The following is a 19,203-nucleotide window of genomic DNA, read 5'->3' as shown; positions in this document are numbered from 1 at the left end:
GGGTGCATGACTTGCCCGCCTCCGCTCCCGTCCGGCACCCGCGATCGCGAGCGTCGTCACTGAGGGCCAAGCGCGGCGTGCAGCGCGCGCTCCACCCTGGCCAGGATCCGGGCGTGGAGCTCAGCACGGGGCGGATCGGACGGGTCGCAGAGGAGGGTATCCCCCTCCTCGGCCAGAATGGCGGCCCCCTTGGGTGTGCATAACGCGAATACGCTGAACCGGTCCGCCGCCATCACGGCCGAGGTCTCGATGCTTGGGCTCCGCCCGCCAAGTGACGATCCGTCGAGGCCGGACGGGGCGGGCTTTCCGAGCGTCAGCACGGATGTCGGGGTGGCTAACGTCCGCAGGCTGTCCGGCGAAAAGGCGTCGGCGAGTTCGGGCGCGATCGCGACCACTGCGGCGATCCGCTCGTCCCGCCTGGAGGCGGTGAGGCGCTTCGGATCGGTCTGGCGGAGATCGACGCCGCTCTCGGCATACCAGGCGCAGTCGAGCCCGGTTCCGCCCGGGGTGCATGTCGCGACGAACCGGTCGAAATCGAGGCGCGCTCCGGCGAGCTGCAGCACGGAAGTCGCCCCGAGAAAGGTGCCGACGGCCGCCACGCGCCGACGATCCACGTGTCTGGACCAGACGGGATCGCTGCTGAGCGCCGTCAACGCAGCCGACAGGTCTGCGGGTCGTCGCCAGATCTCAGCAACGGCCCTGCTGGCCTCGTCGGAGGCAAGCTCGGGCGGATGGACGAAGGCCACCACGTATCCCTCGGCGGCAAGACCGGCCGCCAGCCAATTGCCGTGCATCTGGGCGGCGCGCATGCCTCCGAACGACAGAAGCACGAGGGGGTGACGCCCAGGCGCGACCACCGCACCCGGTTGGGCTGCGACGCCCTCGAAAACAGCGTTGCTTCCGACCGGGATTGCCTTGCCGGCTGAGCTGGTCGGGTACCAGAGTGTCACCGCGATTTCCCTGCCGCGTTCCTGGGCGGGAACCGCGATCTCGGTGAGGCCGACGCCGGATGACGCACAGGCGCTTTTGGCGGCCATCAGCGCCAGAAGCGTGCAGATGAGACGAAAGCGGTGGAGCTTGGGGACCACGTGCGAACCCTGTCCGAGGAAGATGACTGTGACGGCGTCTATTGGCACAGACAATTGGGGTGCGAAACGGGCATGATCGGGTCCATGGTGCGGGGGCCGCGCGGGTTGCGTTCTCCCCGGCTTTCCGCCACACCCGCAGAGGTGAATGGGAGAGGGAAGACCGCATGAGCGAGGGGGCGTCGAAAGTGGCGGAGCGGCCGTTGCCCGACGGGCTCGAGGACAAGAAGGCTCGGGCGAAAGACTGGTTCGAAGCGCTGCGCGACCGGATCTGCGCGTCCTTCGAGGCCCTGGAAGATGCGGCCGAAGGCGCGCCGGGGACCGATGACCTGCCGGCGGGCCGGTTCGAACGCACGCCCTGGGACCGGTCCAATCCCGACGGCACGGCCGGCGGCGGCGGCGTCATGTCGATGATCGGCGGACGGGTGTTCGAGAAGGCCGGCGTGCACTGCTCCACCGTGTTCGGCGAGTTCTCCGAGGAGTTCCGCAGCCAGATCCCGGGCGCCGACGCGGATCCGCGCTTCTGGGCCTCGGGCATCTCCCTGATCGCCCATCCGCTGAACCCGAACGTGCCGGCCGTTCACATGAACACGCGCATGGTGGTGACCACGCGCCAGTGGTTCGGCGGCGGCGCCGACCTGACCCCGGTGCTGGACCGCCGGCGGACCCAGTCCGATCCCGACACGGTCGCCTTCCATGGCGCCATGGAGGCGGCCTGCGCACCCCATGACGTGGCCGACTACGATCGCTACAAGGCGTGGTGCGACGACTATTTCTACCTCAAGCACCGCGACGAGATGCGCGGTATCGGCGGCATCTTCTACGACTACCTGAACTCCGGCGACTGGGACGCCGATTTCGCCTTCACCCGCGCCGTCGGCGAGGCGTTCGCCGAGATCTATCCCGAACTCGTCCGCCGCAATTTCGGCACCGCCTACACCGAGGCGGACCGGGACGAGCAGCTCGTGCGCCGCGGGCGCTATGTCGAATTCAACCTGATCTACGACCGCGGCACCCTGTTCGGTCTCAAGACCGGCGGCAACGTGGCCTCCATCCTGTCGTCGATGCCACCGCTGGCGAAGTGGCCGTAGCCGCAAATCCCAGGAAAAGTGGGCACCGGTTTTCCGTCCGGGATTTGCGGGCAAGGAGTCTTTCCGCTCACGCGAGTTCACTTCGCTCCGCGCCTCTTGACCGGCCGGCGCGCGGTCGCGCGCTGACAAGCAAATCCCAGGAAAAGTGGGCAGCGGTTTTCCGTCCGGGATTTGCTCGGGAGCACCCTTCGCGTGCTCCGCCGGTCTCGCGCTGCGGCCTGAGATCGGCGAAGCTTTCCCGAGCGATTCGGGGAGGCTGACGGTCATGAGCGACGGGGTGCTGCACATTCTCTATCTGATCGCCGTCAGCGCGGAGGCGATGACGGCCGCGCTTGCCGCCGGCCGTCGCAGCATGGACTGGTTCGGCGTGGCGATGCTCGGCTGCATCACCGCGCTCGGCGGCGGATCGATCCGCGACATTCTGCTCGGACACTATCCGCTGTCCTGGGTCGCCAACCCCTATCTGCTGCTGATCGCCGTCGTCGCGGCGTGCACCGCCATCGTCTTCGCCCGGTTCATGGAGAAGCTGCGTGCCGTCTTCCTGGTGCTCGACGCGGTGGGGCTGGTGGTGTTCACCGTGATCGGCTGCAACATCGCGCTCGGCATGGGCCAGCCGCTTCCCGTCGTGGCGGTGGTCGGCATGATCACCGGAACCGCCGGCGGCGTTCTGCGGGATGTCCTGTGCAACGACGTGCCGCTTCTCTTCCGCCGCGAACTCTATGCCAGCGTCTCGCTGGTGGCCGCCGCAATCTATGTGGGCGGGCTTGCGGCCGGGCTGCCGCACCACCCGGTCATGCTGGTGGCGATGGCGGTCGGGCTCGCGATGCGGCTGACCGCGCTGCGCTACAATCTGCACATGCCTCAGTTCGTCTACACCCGGGACTGGCACTGATGGCGCCGCGGAGACAGCTGCGGTGAGCCCGTCGCCGCGGGCCGCTCCGCCGCTCCGGTATCGTCATTCGCGCAGCTTTCACGCGGTCCGGATCGGGGTCGGCGTTCTCGTCTGCATTGTGCTGACGACGGCTCTGGGCATGCCCCACGGTCTGTGGACCACGGTGTCGTTCCTGGTCGTGATCACGGGTCTGCAGCACCACGGGAACATCGGCCGGAAGGCGATGGAGCGCGTCGTCGGCACGCTGATCGGCGCGGCCGGTGGCCTGCTCGTGCTCCTGCAGCAGCAATGGCTGGGCCAGATCCATCTGACCTGGCTGCTGCTCGCCCTGTTCTGCGGCGCGTGCGCCTATCACGCGATCGGGCGCGGGGGCTATATGGCGCTCCTGGCCGGGCTCACGCTGATCATCGTGACCGGCGAGGGGGTCGAGCCGCTTCAGATCGGCCTGTGGCGCGCGGCAAACGTCCTGCTCGGCGTGGCGGTGGCGCTGGCCATGTCGTTCGTGCTGCCGCTCTATGCCTGCTGGTTCTGGCGCGAGGCGCTGGCCAAGGCGCTCCGGCGCTGCATCGAGGAGCTTGAGGCGGCCGCAGCCGAAGACCCGGATCGGCCGGCCGAGGTCTCCGGCCTGACGGGAATCGGCGCGACGCTGCAGACCCTGCGCACGCTGATCCCGTCGGTCATCCGGGAAAGCGGCACCCCGGCGTCGCACATGGAGGAGATCCAGCGCAGCGTCCGCATCGTGTTCAGCTGCACCGAACTGATCGCCGCCGCGCCGAACCTGCACGCCGACGTGACCAGGGCCTGCCGGTTGCTCGACCAGATCGCCGGATCCCTGGAGGCCGGCACCCGCGAGACGGTCCCGCCCGGGCGCGATCACGTTCCCGACGAGGCCGGCACCGACGACATGTCCCTCGTTGGAGTGCTGGAGCGTGACCTCCACCGGCTGTCGCGGCTGCTTGCCGAGGCGCCTGGCCTGTGGCACGGCTGAGAGCGCCCGGAGAGACAGAACGGGCGTTGGTGCGGCAACCGCACCCGATTGCGCGGCGCGGTCCGGCGCCCATATCCATGACATGACCCGGATCGACGACCAGCTGCGCACCGCCATGCGCCGGCGCAACGTGTTCCACACCTGGCTGCTGGCGGCCGGAAGCATCGCGCTTCTGACCGGCTGCGCCTATCTGATCGCGGGCCCGGTCGGCGTCGTCTGGGCGGTGGTCGGCGGGGCGATCAGTCTGTCGGTGGCCTGGGGCGTGTCGCCGAAGATGGTGCTGCGGCTCTACCGGGCGCGGCCGCTGCCGCCCCACGCCTTTCCCGAAGGCCAGCGGGTGGTCGCCGACCTGGCGGATCGGGCCGGGCTACCCCACGCGCCGGCGCTCTGGTACGTGCCGAGCCGGATGATGAACGCCTTCGCGGTCGGCCGGAACGACGAAGCCGTGATCTGCGTGACCGACGGGCTTATACGGGGCCTGACGGCGCGCGAGTTCACCGCCGTGATGGCCCATGAGATCAGTCACGTCGCGGCGGACGACGTGAAGGTGATGGCGCTCGCCGACGTCACCAACCGCATGACCGGCATCCTCTCCATGCTCGGCTTCTTCATGCTGTTCTTCAGCCTGCCGGCGATCCTGATGGGGCAGGTGGAGAGCGTGCCGTTCTTCGGGATCGCGCTGCTTCTGGTTGCGCCGACGCTGGGCGGACTGATGCAGCTCGGCCTGTCCCGGGCGCGCGAATACGACGCGGACCTCTCCGCTCTTCAGCTCACCGGAGACCCGCACGGGCTCGCCTCCGCCCTGGTGAAGCTGGAACGGATTCAGGGCCGGATGTGGGAGGCACTGGCTTTGCCGCACGGCCGCATTCCAAACCCGTCGCTTTTGCGCACCCATCCGGAAACCAAGGAGCGGGTGCGTCGGATCATGGCGCTCGCAGGCGGACCCGACGACCGGGCCGGTCCCGATGCGACGGCGCGGCCGCCCGTCGGACGGTCGATCATTCCGGTGACGGGACCGCCGCGTTACCGGATGCGCGGGCTCGGCCACTGGTACTGACGGGCGCTGGGCAATTCCCCGCCAGACACTCCGCTCGTTCCGGCGAAAGCCGGAATCCAGGGCCAAACGAGGGGCGTTCGCGAGATCCGCTCGCGACCACGATCCCATGGCGGGGGAGTGGAGAGCGGCCTGGTGTTGGAACTGCTGTCCCCGCCCGTCACCACGCCGGCAGCTCGATATTGCCGGCCTCCGGGTCCTCCAGAAGGTGAAGCCGGCTTGCCGCATGGCGGGCGAAGGCGAGCGTCACCTGCTTGCGGGTCGCGCCGGCGATCTTGTGGGTCGGCGCCTCGCGCAGGATGTCCGCCTGGTAGCCGTCCGACAGGATCAGCCCCGCTTCTTGCGGAAAGGGCTCAGTGGGGACGTCGGGCAGGGTCGCGAAGAAGAGCCGGTCGCAGTGGAGCCGGTAGAACGGCCATTTCGCATCCGCCCGCAGGTCCTCCAGCGATGACTTGATCTCGACGATCCAGATCTCGCCCTTGGCGCCGAGCGCGACCAGATCCGCCCGGCGCCCGGACGCGAGCCCCACCTCCGGCAGGACGGAAAAGCCGTGCTGGCGCAACAACCGGCAGGTGCCCCGGCGCACGGTCAGCGCCCGCTCCGACTGGCGCCCGTCGACGGGGGCCTGCGGCTGGGGGACGAGGGAAGGGGTCAGCGTCATGGGTCCGGACCTGTGAGCGTCAGGTTGGCATTGTTCCCTTTTCGTTCCAGATTTGCAAGGTGCGGGAAAGCGGGACGTTCGCGGTCGGTCTGTGAGGGTATCGACGCACAGCTTGGTCCGACAGAGGCCAGGTTGGGTGTCGCAAGTGCCGGCCGCATGGCCCTGGATTCCGGCTTTCGCCGGAATGAGCGGAGTTGGGGAGCCTGTGGAGAAAACCGGCAGCTGCCGTTCCGTGGAGGGCCACGAGCGTGCGACCGTTCGCCGGCCGGTCACGAGGCGCGGAGCGAAGCGACCGGGACGAAAGAACCGGCCGCACCCGCGCAGCCGTGAGCGAAGCGAATGCGCGCGAGCGGAAAAGTTCACGTCTGGCAAATCCCGGACGGAAAACCGGTTCTCCCTTTTTCTGGCACGCGTAGCCAGCGCGCGACCGCGCGCCGGCCGGTCAGGCCGCGCCCGCGCAGCGGTGAGCGAAGCGAACTCGCGTGAGCGCAAACAACTCTCACCCGATCATCGGGCGGATCTCGCGCAGGAGCTTGATGTGGATCGCCCGGGCGAAGTCGGCATAGTCCTTGGCAACCTCGACGAACGAGCCCGGTCCGCCGATCATCCGGTTCCTGAGATAGTGATGCAGGTACGGCACCTCGTTCATGATCGCGAGCCCGTTGACGGTGATGCCGCGCGGCACGATCGCGTCGCGGGCATCCCTGAGCCAGGGGCCGAGATTGTTGATGCCGTCGGTGGCGATGTCGATCACCTGCCGGTCGGCAGTGACCGGCGCCTGGGCGAGCAGCTTGGCGCCGTAGATCATCATGGCGGAGATCGAGGTGGAGCCGGCTGCGGCCTGGCGCGGCGCGCCGGCGATCAGGCTGGCGAGTTCGGCGGCGGTGGCCGGTCCGTCAACGATCCGCCAGGGGACGGCGACGGTCTGCACGTCGTCGGCCGACCATTGGACGACCGTCACCGCGATGCGGCCGCTCGGCCCGCTCTGGATGGCGGCGACCACGGCCTCGTCGAGAAAGGCTCTGGCGAGCCCTTTGCGCTGCAGGTCGAACTCCCGCGCGTCCACGGAATAGGAACAGTCGAGCGCCAGCACGAGGGCGAGGTCGACGCGGGGCCGCTCCTGCGCGCTCGCGGACAGCACAAGACCGGCGGCGAACAGGGCGGCGGCGCCCAACATCGCGCCGAGGCGCGTTCGCAGTCGTCGCATGAAGGATCCCCTCTTTTGGGGAAAGCCTAGAGCTTTTTGCCCGCAGGGAAAGGCTCGCCAGATGCCCTGACCCTCCTACACGGGATGGCGACGGAACCAGGACCGATCGGAAGAGCGTCGGTTTACCAGGGCCTTGGGCGGGGTCATCCGGGGGAGAGGCTGGATCTTGATACTCCCCGATCAATGAAAATTGCGCCCTTTGGGCAGCGCCGTGCGGGTGGCGCGGGCCTTGGCGCGGTCCTCCGCGTGGCGGCCGATCTCGGACGTGTCGGAGGCGGCGCGGCGCGGGGTGAACCAGGTGGAGCGCGGCGCCGGCTGCGGATCGTCGGACGGGGCCGCCTTAGAGAGCGTCTCGGCGTTCCTGCGGCGAAGCGGGTCCAGATCGCCCTCCAGCTCCGGCATCTCGCTCATCAGCCGGGCGAGCGTCGAGCCGGGTTTGATCTTGGTGCGGACGTCGTCCTGGGGGCGGCGGACCTCGTCGGCGTTGGCGAGCATGCCCTCCATCTCGGCGAACGGGCCGCCGCGCTGGTGGCGGGGTGTGGCGGCTGCGTCCTCGCTCAGGATGGAGAGATCGGCCGTCCGGTCGACGAGCCGGTCGGCGACCACGTGGATGACGCCGTCCTGGCACTGAAGCCGGCCGGTCACCTGGACGAAGCGGCTGCCGAGCACCACGGCGCGGAAGCGCTCGAACACCTTCGGCCAGACGATGACGTTGGCGACACTGGTCTCGTCCTCCAGCGTCATGAAGATCACGCCCTTGGCCGAGCCCGGCCGCTGGCGCACCAGCACCAGACCGGCGACGGTGACCCGGCCGCCGTTCGCCGTCGCCGCCAGCCGCTCCGCCGCCAGCACGCCGTCGGCGGTAAGCCGCGCGCGCACGAAGGCGGCCGGATGCGCCTTCAGGGAGAGCGACAGCGTGCGGTAGTCGTGGATCACCTCCTCGCCGGGCGGCATCGGCGGCAGATGCGCATCGGGCTCGTCCCGGAGCGCGGCCGTATCGGCGGCGGCAAACAGTGGCAGCGTCTCGGCGGCGGCGCCCTCGTCGAGCCCGCGTGCGGCCCAGAGCGCGTCCCGGCGGGAAAGCCCGAGGCCGGCGAAGGCGTCCGCCTCGGCCAGCCGCTCGATCACAGGACGGGGCAGGCCGGTGCGCAGCCAGAGATCGCGCACGGAATCGTAGCCCGCCCCGCGCGCCGCCACCAGCGTCTCCACGGCGGCCTCCGCGAGCCCCTTCACCTGGCGCAGGCCGAGCCGGACCGCGCAGCGCGCGCGGATCGCGCCCCGCATCGAGGCGTGGTCGCGGTGGAGCCGGTCGCGCGCGGCGGGGCCGGGCTCCAGCGTGCTGTCCCAGGCCGACGCGTTGACGCAGGCGGGACGGATCTCGACGCCGTGGCGGGCGGCATCGCGCACGATCTGGGACGGCGCGTAGAAGCCCATCGGCTGGCTGTTGAGGAGGGCCACGCAGAAGACGTCGGGATAGTGGCACTTCAGCCAGCACGAGGCGTAGACCAGGAGCGCGAAGCTCGCCGCGTGGCTTTCGGGAAAGCCGTACTCGCCGAAGCCCTCGATCTGCTGGAAGCAGCGCTCGGCGAAGGCGCGGTCGTAGCCGCGCCGGGCCATGCCCTCGACCATCTTCTCCTGGAAGGTGTGGATCGTGCCGACCTTGCGGAAGGTGGCCATGGCGCGCCGCAGCCGGTCGGCCTCCGAGGGCGTGAAGCCGGCGGCCACGATCGCGATCTTCATCGCCTGCTCCTGGAACAGCGGCACACCCAGCGTCTTGCCGAGCACCTGTTTCAACTCGTCCGGCGGGCCGTGCTCTGGGGAGGGGGCGGGATAGTGGACCTTTTCCTTTTTCTGCCGGCGGCGGAGATAGGGGTGGACCATGTCGCCCTGGATCGGCCCCGGCCGGACGATCGCGACCTCGATGACGAGATCGTAGAACTCTCGGGGCTTCAGCCGGGGCAGCATGGTCATCTGGGCGCGGCTTTCGATCTGGAAGACGCCGAGCGTGTCGGCCCGGCAGATCATGTCGTAGACGGCCGTATCGCCTTCGGGGATGGAGGCGAGCGTCACCGGCCAGGGGGCGGTCATGTCCGAGCCGCCCTGGATTCCGGCTTTCGCGGGAACGGGCGGAGGCTGGGGCACATTGCGCGGATCGACGGCGATCGACGGCGCGGCGGGTCCGGCGCCGACCCAATGAGCCGGAAATCCGGATTTGCCCGCCTCCGGTTGATGCTGCGATGTGTGGTCCTGGATCCCCGCCTGCGCGGTGATGAGCGGAGATTGGGGTGCGTCGACCCAGTCGGGGCCGCCGTCCCCCATCGGATGAAAGCGCGGATAGGCCGACGGCGCGGCAGCGTCGCTTGCCGCCAACTCGTCGGCATAGTGGCGGCCGAGCAGCGCGAACGCCTTGCGGATGCAGGTCAGCATGCCCAGCGCGAGCACATCGATCTTCAGGATGCCGAGGGCGTCCAGATCGTCCTTGTCCCATTCCACCATGGTGCGGTCCTCCATGGCTGCCTTGGTTATGGGGACCACTTCGTCGAGCCGGCCGCGGGTGATGACGAAGCCGCCGACGTGCTGGGAGAGGTGGCGGGGAAAGCCCATGATCTCGCGCGACAGGCGGACCAGATGCGCGATCCGCGGATCGTCGGGGGCAAGCCCGGCACGGCGGGCGTCCTCGGGGCTGACGCCCGCCGCGCTCCAGCCCCAGATGGTGCCCGACAGCGCCGAGACGGCGTCTTCGGACAGGCCCAGCGCCTTGCCGATCTCGCGGGCGGCGGAGCGGCTGCGATAGGAAATCACGGTGGCGGCGAGCCCGGCCCGGTCGCGCCCGTATTTCGCGTAGACATACTGGATCACCTCCTCGCGCCGCTCGTGCTCGAAATCGACGTCGATGTCCGGCGGTTCGCGGCGCTCGGCCGAGATGAAGCGCTCGAACAGGAGGTCGGTGCGGTCCGGATCGACCTCGGTGATGCCCAGGCAGAAGCAGACGGCGGAGTTCGCCGCCGAGCCGCGCCCCTGGGCCAGGATCGCCCGGGAGCGGGCGAAGCGGACGATGTCGTGGACCGTCAGGAAATAGGGGGCATAGTCGAGCTCGCCGATCAGCTGCAGCTCGTGGGCGATGGCGGTGCGGACCTTTTCGGGAACGCCGTCCGGATAGCGCGCCCGGGCACCTTCGCGGGTCAGCCGGACCAGCGTCTCCTGGGGCGTCGAGCCGGGATCGGTGACCTCCTCCGGATATTCGTAGCGCAGTTCATCGAGGGAAAAAGCGAGCCGATCGAACACCTTCACCGTCTCGCGGACGGCGTCGGGATACTCCCGGAACAGGCGCGCGACCTCCTCCGGGGGCTTGATGTGGCGCTCGGCGTTGGCCTGAAGCCGGCGGCCGGCGGCATCGACGGGGACGTGGGCGGCAATCGCCGTCAGCGTGTCCTGCAGGATCCTGCGGTCCGGCACGTGGTAGAGCGGCAGGAGCGTGGCCAAAAGCGGCAGGCCAAGACGCTCCGCGAGGCGGGCGGTTTCGGCCTGGCGGCGGCGGTCGGCGCGGCCGTAGCCGGCGGTGATCGCGAGCCGGACGGGCTCGTCGGTGGCGGTCGCGAGCAGGGCGGCCGTTGCGGCGATCTCGGCGTCCGGCGCGGTGCCGGCCACGACCGCGAACACGAGCCCGGCGGAATGGGCGGCCAGGTCGTTGCGCAGCAGCCGGCAGTCGCCCTTTTCGCCGCGCATGTTGCCCACCGTCAGAAGCCGGCAGAGGCGGCCATAAGCGGCCCGGTCCGTCGGCCAGGCGAACAGCTCGGGCGTGGCGTCGGAGAAGACCAGCCGGCAGCCGACGGCGAAGCCAAGTCCCGCCTCCTTGGCGGCGGCGTGGGCCCGCACGATGCCCGCAAGCGAGTTTTTGTCGCAGACGCCGAGGCCGGATAGGCGCAGCCGCGCGGCCTGTCCGACCATCTCTTCCGCATGGGAGGCACCGTGCAGGAAGGAGAAGTTTGTCGCGGCGGCGAGTTCGACGAAGGGGGGAGGGGACATGGCGCATCACGGTTGGAGCGGGATGGGGCAGAAACGAGGACAGGCTTTGCGAAGCCAACGCGCGACCGCGCGCCCGCCGGAGGCCGCCCACCCGGAGCCGGTGAGCGAAGCGAACTTGGCGTGAGGGGCAAAGCGAGAGGCTGCGGCCTGCGGCCCTGGATCCCCGCCTGCGCGGGGATGAGCGGAGACCTGGGTGGGCTTGGTCGCGAACTCCTGTCCGGACTGCACCCATCAGCGCGCGACCGTCCGCCGGCCGGTCAAGAGGCGCGGAGCGCAGCGACCGGGACGAAAGAACAGGCCGCCCCCGCGCAGCCGCGAGCGAAGCGAACTGGCGTGAGCGAAAAGACCTTTCTTTCCCGCAATTCCGGACGGAAAACCGGTTCCCACTTTCCCTGGAATTGCTCATGCGAACAGCCCGTGCAGATACCAGCGGGGCCGGTCGGTCTCGCGCCCGTAGAGCCCTTCCCTGTAGAGCCAGAAGCGGCGGCCGTCAGCGTCCTCGACCCGGAAATAGTCCCGGGTCGGGCCGATCGCGCCGCCGTGCCACCATTCCGCGGCGATCCGTTCCGGCCCCTCCGCCCGGGCGACCAGATAGCGCACCTTGCGCCAGCGGAAGCTCGCCGGCGGGCCGTCGGGGACGGAGGCCACCGCCTCGACGGGTTCGGGGCGGGCAAACAGGCGCAGCGGCCGGTCCGGCGGGTCGGGAAGGGGGGCATCGAACGGCTCCGCTTCCTCCGCAAGACCGAGGGCCACTGCTGTCTCTCGCTTGCCCGGGCTTTGGGGCTGGAGTCCACCAGCGCGCGACTGCGCGCCGGCGCTAAGATCAACGGACGGTCGGTTCCGATCGACCGTCCAAGAGTTGATCGTTTTTTCAGATCGAGCAGCTTGTCTGCATCCTTGGGGATGCAGGCTGCTCTTGGGCCGCGCCCGCGCAGCGGTGAGCGAAGCGAACTCGCGTGAGCGAGAAGAATGCGCCGCCATCGCCGCGCCGGCGAATTCGGGGATGTGGCTGTCGCCGGCCACGAGGCGGGTGACGGCGTCCGATCCGAGGCGGGCGGCGAGCACGTCGATCAGGCGGGCCAGGTCGCTTTCGGCCTGAACCCGGCCGTCGAGATCGTTCTGGCGCGCGTCGAAGGGGGCCGTTTCGTGGGCGGCCAGTCGGATCAGGTCGATGCCGCTGTCGATCTGGCGGCGGGCCGCGAGGGCCTCGATTTTCGGGGCGAAAACGGCGGCGATGCGGGCGGGATCTCGCACGGCGCCGGTGGTTGTGGCCGCGGCCGTGCTGACGCTGCCGTCGGCATGAAAAAGCGCAAGCGACAGCTGCCGCGCGCCTTCGCCCCGCGCCTCCAACCGGCTTTCAAGAGACGCGGCGAGGCGGGCCAGATAGGCGCTCACCACATCCCACTGGAAGATCGGCTCGGCGAGCCGGCGCTCCACCGTCAAGGGCGGCAGCGGGCGGCGCGGCGTGATCGGTTCGTCCTCGTCGCCGACGGCCTGATGAAGCCGGCGCAGGAGCTCCGGTCCGAACCGGGCGGCGAGCGGGGCGCGGGGCTGGCCGGCCAGATCGGCGATCCGTTTCAGGCCGAGGCTTTTCAGGGCCCGGGCCGTGGCCGGTGCGATCCGCAGGGCGTCCACGGGGAGCGGTTGCAGGGCGGGTTTCAGGTCGTCGTCCGTCAGGATCGCGGTCTCGCCGTAATGCGCCATCGCCCAGGCCGCACCCGGCGTGGGCGCGATTGTCGCACGGGCGGAAAACCCGGCGCGGGACAGACGGGTGCTCAGATCGTTCATGAGTCCTGCTTCCCCGCCGAACAGGTGGGCGCAGCCGGTGATGTCGAGAAAGAGCCCGTCCGGCGGCGTCAGGGCGACCAGCGGCGTGTAGCGGTCGCAGGCGGTTGCGAGCCCGTCGAGAAGGGCGGCGTCGGCCTCCGGGTCGTGGGGCTCCGCGACGAGCGCGGGCACCAGGGCGCGCGCCTCCGCCAGCCCGAGCCCCGGTTCCAGGCCGGCCGTCTCGGCGACCGCATCGACGGCGGCGAGGATCTGCGCGGGCCCGACCCTGGCCACGGTGGCGCGCGGTGGTGCGGCCCCGCCGCGCTCCTCAGGATGCGGTTCGAAGGGGGAGGATCTCCGCCGGTCCCGGGCGCGGCGGTCGGTCGGCAGTCTCGGCAGCCAGAGGCACAGGATGCGGCGCGCGGACGGCATGGAATCGATGGTCATGGGGCGAAAGCTCCACATCGACGGCGCCGGTCGGGCCGCCGCGGTTGCGGGACAGGGTGACGGCGAAGCCGGGCGAACCCAGCACGGGAAGGCCGTGGGGATCGGCCGCCGACGGGCGCGGCTTCAGCCGGAGGCGGACGCGGGCAGCGGACGGCACGTCCGGCCCCGCGGGCCGCAGCAGGAAGAGGGGGGTGCCCTGGCGTTCGGCGCGCAGGGCGAGCCGGCGCGTGGCGGTCAGGTCGAGGGCGCGGGGCGTCCCGCCGATCTCGGCCACCACCGCCGCGAGCCCGCTCACGCCAAGCGCTTCCTCCGCCGCCCACAGGGCATCGGCCGCGCTCTTCGCGGTGACGCTGACGAGGCGGCCCGGATCCAGACCGAAGGCGGCCAGCCCCGGTCCATAGAGGGCACCGGTTTCGCCCGCGGTGACGCCGTCGGAGATCCAGACGAGCCCGCCGCGCTCCGACCCCATCCGGGCGATCAGCGCCGCGGCGAAGCCGGTGAGCGCGCCGGCATCGCGATGGGCCTCGCAGGCGAGGTCGTGGACCGTGGCCTCCGGCGGTCCGCCCAGGGGGTAGAGCCGCTCCAGGACGTCGACGGAGAACCGGGCGGCGGCGGTGTTGCCGCGCATATCGGTCGGCACGAGCGCCTCCCTCCGGCCTTCCAGGCCGGCAATCCGGGCGCGCAGATCGGCGAGCGGGTCGGCCGCCATGAGAATGCTCCACGACATGTCGGCAACCGGCGGAGCTGTCTGCAGGAGCGCTCCGAACACGATTGGTTTCAAGGGCTTGAGACAGGATCCGGCCTGCTGGGCGACCCTTGCCTCAGTAGTATGTTCCTGTTTTGTTCTAAAAAGATTCCGAAGGTGGGCGCGCGAGTCAAGCCGGCGCCCTTCAACCTGTCGGGAAGCGGTGGCGGGACCGTCCATCGCGTCGGGCCCAACTCCTTCCGGGAGCATGCTGTTTCGCGATGGCACCGAAATTCGCTTGCGCTGCACCACAACCGCACGGCGCTGCAGCAACGAATTTTCTAGTCGCCCGGGACCGGCAGAGCTATAGTTAAGACTTCGGCAATCGTGCCTCAGGGAGGTGCGTCATGGCTTATGCCCGACGTTTGAACGTGGTCATGTTCGGTGCGGCATTCGTGTTTATCGCCGCCATCGTCGTCGGGATCGTGTGATCCCGAAAAGCTCGTCCGCGGCGGCAATTTGAGGCTGCCGCGACGCCGAAGACCGGCCCGCTGAGGTCGGGTTTCAGAGCAGGGTTCGGTCAAGCCGAAGCGGTTTGAGCGAAGGGGATCTGCTCAGGTGTCGACTGGAACCGTTTCGTATCGCTCAGATTGGTTCATCCGGGCGGTCAAGGCTCTGGATCGGCCGCTCACGAAAGACAGACTGGCCTGCCTCGTGCCGGGGCCGTTTCGATGCGTACAAGCGCTCCGGAACAGCCTTCCAAGCCGGCACGAGAGCATTTCCCGTTCAGGCTGAATTCTCGCCTGAACGATAAGGGATTGCTCCAGGCGGTGAACCTGGCGCCGTTTCCAGTCGATCAGGCGAGACACCTGATCGGAAAGGGCATCAGGGGCCAACGAAAAGGTCCGATCGAGCAGTCTCGCCCGATCGGTGGGTGATGGCTTGTGCTGCGGGCGCCGGCCGGGCCATGTGCAGGCAGACAGCGCGAGCCTCGCCTGCACGCCAACATCCCAATTCTCCGTCGATCCATCGAAAGCCATGTGTCCGGTTGCGACCGGCATGGAAAGAACGGCTTTGGCCGTCCGCTTTCAGTCAGGATTGTCGGGGGTCACCCCATTTCAGCCGTGCCGATTCCATCAGCCCGCAGGGGGGCGACTGTCTTCTGTGCGATCAGGCCGCGTTGGCCAGCGCGACCGCGTCGGCGCCGGCGGGAAGCCGCATCGGCGAGGCGGGATCGGTGGCCGCGCGCCAGACCGCCTCGGCCACGTCGCCGGGAAGGGTGAGGTCGCCCTCATCCTGTTGCCAGGCCGTGAACACCGCCTCGGCCAACTCGCCGTAAGCCTCCGGGATGTCGAAACCCATCCGCTCGCGGGCATTGTCGGCGAAGGCGGTGTCCGGTGCCCGTCCGGGCAGCACCAGGCGGGCGCGCACGTCGAAGGCTTCCAGCTCGAGTGCCAGACATTCGGTGAAGGCGTTCACCGCCGCCTTGCTGGCCGTATAGACGGACAGCAGCGGCAGGGACATCATCGTCACGGTTGAGGTGACGTTGACGACGACCCCAGACCGACGCTCGCGCATCTGGGGCAGGAACGCCCGCGTCATGGCGATGGTGCCCAGCGTGTTGGTCTCGAAGACGTCTCGGATCATCCGGTCGGACAGGCCTTCCACCGCATTGAGAAGCCCGACGCCGGCGTTGTTGACGAGCACGTCCACCGGCCCGGCCGCGTCGACGGCGGCCGCGATGCTGTCCGCGTCGGTGACGTCGAGAGGCAGGATCCGCATCCGGTCGGAGATGGGCAGGAGATCCTCGCGCGGGGTGCGCATGGTGGCGACGACGGACCAGCCGCGATCGTGGAAGAGACGGGCGGTCTCCAGCCCGAAGCCGGACGAACAGCCGGTGATGAGGACGGTTTTGGTGGCGGAAGTGGTCATGAGAAAAGCCTCCATCTGGGAATGGATGGAAGCTAGGCATCACCGCCCGGACGTACTATCATCCAAAGTCCGAGTTTCATTTGGAATCGTCCGGAAGTGTCCGACCCGCTTGCCCAGATCGTTTCCCTCCTGAAGCCGAACGCCTCGTTCGCCAAGCAGGTGATCGCCGGCGGGTCCTGGATCGTGCGCCGTTCGGACGTGATGCAGCCCTTCTATTGCGCGATGCTGGAGGGCGCCTGCATGCTCGAGATCCCCGGCGAAACGCCGGTTCGGGTCGAGCGGGGCGACTTCGTCCTGGTGCCGATGGCCCAGGATTTCATCTCCACCAGCCTCACACCGCCGCCGAAGGGCACCCGGTCTCCGCGCGTGGAAATCGGCCCGGGCGTCTACCGGCTGGGCGACCCGGACATCGAGCCGGACGTGCGCATGCTGGCGGGCCACTGTCACTTTGGCTCGGAGGACGCGACCCTGCTGGTGTCGTTGCTGCCGCGGGTCGTTCACGTGTCCGGCGAGGACCGCCTGACGACGCTTCTGGAGCTCGTCAACGGCGAGACGCGGGCCGCGCGACCGGGTCGGGACGTGGTGCTTGAGCGGCTGCTGGAAGTGATGCTGATCGAGGCGCTGCGGGTCTCCTCGCGTTCCGATGCCTCACCGGGGCTGTTACGCGGGCTCGCCGATGCGCGGCTTGCGGTGGCGCTCAGGCAGATGCACGCCGAACCGACCCGCGCCTGGACGGTGGCGGAGCTGGCCCGGACGGCCGGGCTGTCGCGCTCGACCTTCTTCGAGCGCTTCCGGCGCGAGGTGGGGGCCGCCCCGATGGACTATCTCGCCGGCTGGCGCATGGCGCTCGCCAAAGACCTGCTGCGCAAGGGAGGGGCCGGTGTCGCACAGGTGGCGTCACAGGTCGGCTATGCCTCCGCCAGCACCTTCAGCGTCGCCTTCGCCCGCCATGTGGGGATGCCGCCCGTCGCCTACGCCCGCGAGGGCCGGACGGGCTGAGGGGAAGCCATCGTTTTCGCGCATCCGGACGGAAAACCGGTTCCCACTTTCGCTGGCTTTGCCAGCCCGCGATCGCGGGGCCTGCCGGTCAAGAGGCGCGGAGCGTAGCGACCGGGAAAAGGACCAACTGGCGCGGAGCGTAGCGACCGGGAAAAGGACCAACTGGCGCGGAGCTAAGCGACCGGGACAAAGGAGAACCCGCGCCCACCCGGAGCCGGTGAGCGGAGCGAGCTCGCGTGAGCGGAACAAGCTCTCTTTCCCGCAACGCCGGACGCGAAACCGGTTCCCACTTTCGCTGGCTTTGCTTCGCCAGCCCGCGACTGCGGGCCGGCCGGTCAGGCCGCCCACCCGGAGCCGGTGAGCGGAGCGAACTCGGCGTGAGGGATAAAGCCCTACGTATCCACCTTCAGCGCGGCGATGAAGGCCTCCTGGGGGATCTCCACCTTGCCGAACTGACGCATGCGCTTCTTGCCTTCCTTCTGCTTTTCCAGAAGCTTGCGCTTGCGGGTCGCGTCACCGCCGTAGCACTTGGCCGTCACGTCCTTCCTCAGCGCGCGGATCGTCTCGCGGGCGATCACCCGCCCGCCGATCGCCGCCTGGATCGGGATCTGGAACATGTGCTGCGGGATCAGGTCCTTCAGCCGCTCGCACATGGCCCGCCCGCGCCGCTCGGCTTGCGAGCGGTGGACCAGCATGGACAGCGCATCGACCGGCTCGGCATTCACCAGCACCTGCATCTTCACCAGGTCCCCGGCCTGATAGCCGGTGATCTGGTAGTCGAACGAGGCGTAGCCCTTGGTCACCGATTTCAGCCGGTCGTAGAAGTCGAACACCACCTCGTTCAGCGGCAGGTCGTAGGTCGCCATGGCGCGGCTGCCGACATAGTTGAGGTCGACCTGGACGCCGCGCCGCTCCTGGCAGAGCTTGAGGATGTTGCCGAGATACTCGTCCGGCGTGAGGATCGTCGCACGGATCCAGGGCTCGGAGATCTCGTCGATCTTGACCGGATCCGGCATGTCGGCGGGATTGTGCAGCTCCACCTCGCTGCCGTCGGTGAGCGCCAGCTTGTAGACCACCGAAGGGGCCGTCGCGATCAGGTCGAGATCGAACTCGCGGGCGAGCCGCTCCTGGATGATCTCCAGATGCAGAAGACCGAGGAAGCCGCAGCGGAAGCCGAAGCCGAGCGCTGCGGACGTCTCCATCTCGTAGGAGAAGCTGGCGTCGTTCAGGCGCAGCTTGCCCATGGCCGCGCGCAGGTCCTCGAAGTCGCCGGCATCGACCGGGAACAGGCCGCAGAACACGACCGGAATGGAGGGGCGGAAGCCGGCGAGCGGTTTGTCGGCGGGCTTGGCGGCGTCGGTGATGGTGTCGCCCACCTGGGTGTCGGCCACCTCCTTGATGGCCGCCATGACGAAGCCGATCTCGCCCGGGCCGAGGCTGTCGACCTCCAGCATCTTCGGAGTGAACACGCCCACCTTGTCGACGTCGTACTGGGCGCCGGTGCCCATCATCTTGACGCGCTGGCCCTTCTTCAGGTGGCCGTCGATGACGCGGACCAGCACGACGACGCCGAGATAGGTGTCGTACCAGGAATCGACCAGCAGCGCCTTGAGCGGCGCCTTCGGCTCGCCGGTCGGCGGCGGCAGCCGGGTGACGATCGCCTCCAGCACCGCCTCGATGCCGATGCCGGTCTTGGCGGAGATCTCCAGCGCCTCGGACGCGTCGAGACCGATCACGTCCTCGATCTGCTGCTTGATGCGCTCCGGCTCGGCGGCCGGCAGGTCGATCTTGTTGAGGACGGGCACGATTTCGTGATCGTTGTCGATCGCCTGATAGACGTTGGCGAGCGTCTGGGCCTCGACGCCCTGGCTGGCGTCGACGACCAGCAGCGATCCTTCGCACGCCGCCAGCGACCGGTTGACCTCGTAGGCGAAGTCGACGTGGCCCGGCGTGTCGATCAGGTTCAGCTTGTAGGTCTTGCCGTCCTTCGCCGTGTAGACGAGCCGGACCGTCTGCGCCTTGATCGTGATGCCGCGCTCGCGCTCCAGCTCCATGTTGTCGAGGATCTGCTCCTTCATCTCCCGGTCGGTCAGGCTGCCGGTGGCCTGAATCAGCCGGTCCGCCAGCGTCGACTTGCCGTGGTCGATGTGGGCGACGATGGAAAAATTGCGGACGTCCGTGATCGGCTCGGCGCCGACGGAGCCCTGGCTCGCCTGGGTCGGAAGCGTGGTATCTGTCATGAGGGATCAGATAGCATCGGCCCCGCGGCCCGGAAAGGCCCGGTCAGCGCGAAAAAGCGCTCCGTCACCCGGAGATTGGCGTGAACGCGACGTGGGGCCGGCGTTGCTGCCTGTGAGCCGCGGCCTCCG

The 19,203-nt window shown here is 69.2% G+C and carries 12 protein-coding genes and 2 pseudogenes; 5 read left to right on the top strand and 9 right to left on the bottom strand.

All coding sequences use genetic code 11. From position 1 onward, the window contains the following. Window positions 1–56: 56 nt before the first annotated feature. Complete coding sequence (locus J2S73_RS15475) at window positions 57–1,088, bottom strand: alpha/beta hydrolase family protein (protein WP_306886521.1); 1,032 nt, start codon at window positions 1,086–1,088, stop codon at window positions 57–59. Between the two features lie 164 nt (window positions 1,089–1,252). Here J2S73_RS15475 and hemF point away from each other — a divergent pair, with 164 nt between their 5' ends. The 4 genes from hemF to J2S73_RS15455 all read left to right on the top strand — a co-directional run bounded on the left by hemF (window position 1,253) and on the right by J2S73_RS15455 (window position 5,113). Then, window positions 1,253–2,176, top strand: a complete 924-nt coding sequence (gene hemF, locus J2S73_RS15470; protein ID WP_306886520.1) for an oxygen-dependent coproporphyrinogen oxidase — start codon at window positions 1,253–1,255, stop codon at window positions 2,174–2,176. 265 nt (window positions 2,177–2,441) lie between these two features. Beyond that, entirely contained in the window at window positions 2,442–3,068 is a 627-nt protein-coding gene (locus tag J2S73_RS15465) for a trimeric intracellular cation channel family protein (RefSeq protein ID WP_306886519.1), read from the top strand. Between the two features lie 22 nt (window positions 3,069–3,090). Then, window positions 3,091–4,056 (top strand): FUSC family protein, encoded by a 966-nt coding sequence (locus J2S73_RS15460; protein WP_306886518.1) that lies wholly within the window; start codon window positions 3,091–3,093, stop codon window positions 4,054–4,056. 82 nt (window positions 4,057–4,138) lie between these two features. Then, complete coding sequence (locus J2S73_RS15455) at window positions 4,139–5,113, top strand: zinc metalloprotease HtpX (RefSeq protein ID WP_306886517.1); 975 nt, start codon at window positions 4,139–4,141, stop codon at window positions 5,111–5,113. 157 nt (window positions 5,114–5,270) lie between these two features. Here J2S73_RS15455 and J2S73_RS15450 read toward each other — a convergent pair whose 3' ends face one another. From J2S73_RS15450 to J2S73_RS15425, 7 genes and pseudogenes are all read right to left on the bottom strand, one after another. Beyond that, a complete protein-coding gene (locus tag J2S73_RS15450) occupies window positions 5,271–5,771 on the bottom strand; it encodes an MmcB family DNA repair protein (RefSeq protein WP_306886516.1) in 501 nt (166 codons plus the stop codon). Between the two features lie 499 nt (window positions 5,772–6,270). Then, the gene (locus J2S73_RS15445; RefSeq protein ID WP_306886515.1) at window positions 6,271–6,978 is read right to left on the bottom strand and encodes a DUF1194 domain-containing protein; all 708 of its coding nucleotides are present in this window, start codon (window positions 6,976–6,978) and stop codon (window positions 6,271–6,273) included. A 180-nt stretch (window positions 6,979–7,158) separates the two neighbouring features. Next, window positions 7,159–9,048: pseudogene (locus J2S73_RS21665) on the bottom strand (helix-hairpin-helix domain-containing protein); the annotation flags it as partial. Between the two features lie 309 nt (window positions 9,049–9,357). After that, window positions 9,358–11,004: pseudogene (locus tag J2S73_RS21660) on the bottom strand (PHP domain-containing protein); the annotation flags it as partial. Between the two features lie 402 nt (window positions 11,005–11,406). Beyond that, window positions 11,407–13,218 (bottom strand): DUF6504 family protein, encoded by a 1,812-nt coding sequence (locus J2S73_RS15435; protein ID WP_306886513.1) that lies wholly within the window; start codon window positions 13,216–13,218, stop codon window positions 11,407–11,409. Next, window positions 13,100–13,945, bottom strand: coding sequence for an ImuA family protein (locus J2S73_RS15430; RefSeq protein ID WP_306886512.1), 846 nt, complete (start codon window positions 13,943–13,945; stop codon window positions 13,100–13,102). Before J2S73_RS15430 ends, J2S73_RS15435 begins: the two co-directional genes overlap by 119 nt. A 1,128-nt stretch (window positions 13,946–15,073) precedes the next feature. Continuing rightward, window positions 15,074–15,835 carry an SDR family oxidoreductase gene (locus tag J2S73_RS15425; RefSeq protein WP_306886511.1) on the bottom strand — a complete coding sequence of 254 codons (762 nt, stop codon included), beginning with the start codon at window positions 15,833–15,835 and terminating at the stop codon, window positions 15,074–15,076. A gap of 96 nt (window positions 15,836–15,931) precedes the next feature. Between J2S73_RS15425 and J2S73_RS15420 the strand changes: the two genes are divergently transcribed. Then, entirely contained in the window at window positions 15,932–16,834 is a 903-nt protein-coding gene (locus tag J2S73_RS15420; protein ID WP_306886510.1) for an AraC family transcriptional regulator, read from the top strand. Between the two features lie 392 nt (window positions 16,835–17,226). Here the strand turns inward: J2S73_RS15420 and lepA are convergent, their stop codons facing one another. Beyond that, window positions 17,227–19,074: a translation elongation factor 4 gene (gene lepA, locus J2S73_RS15415; protein WP_306886509.1), complete on the bottom strand. Its 1,848-nt coding sequence runs from the start codon at window positions 19,072–19,074 to the stop codon at window positions 17,227–17,229. Window positions 19,075–19,203 lie beyond the last annotated feature (129 nt).

The sequence above is a fragment of the Amorphus orientalis genome, from assembly GCF_030814015.1.
GTDB lineage: Bacteria > Pseudomonadota > Alphaproteobacteria > Rhizobiales > Amorphaceae > Amorphus > Amorphus orientalis.
This window is presented reverse-complemented; position numbering and strand designations above follow the sequence as displayed.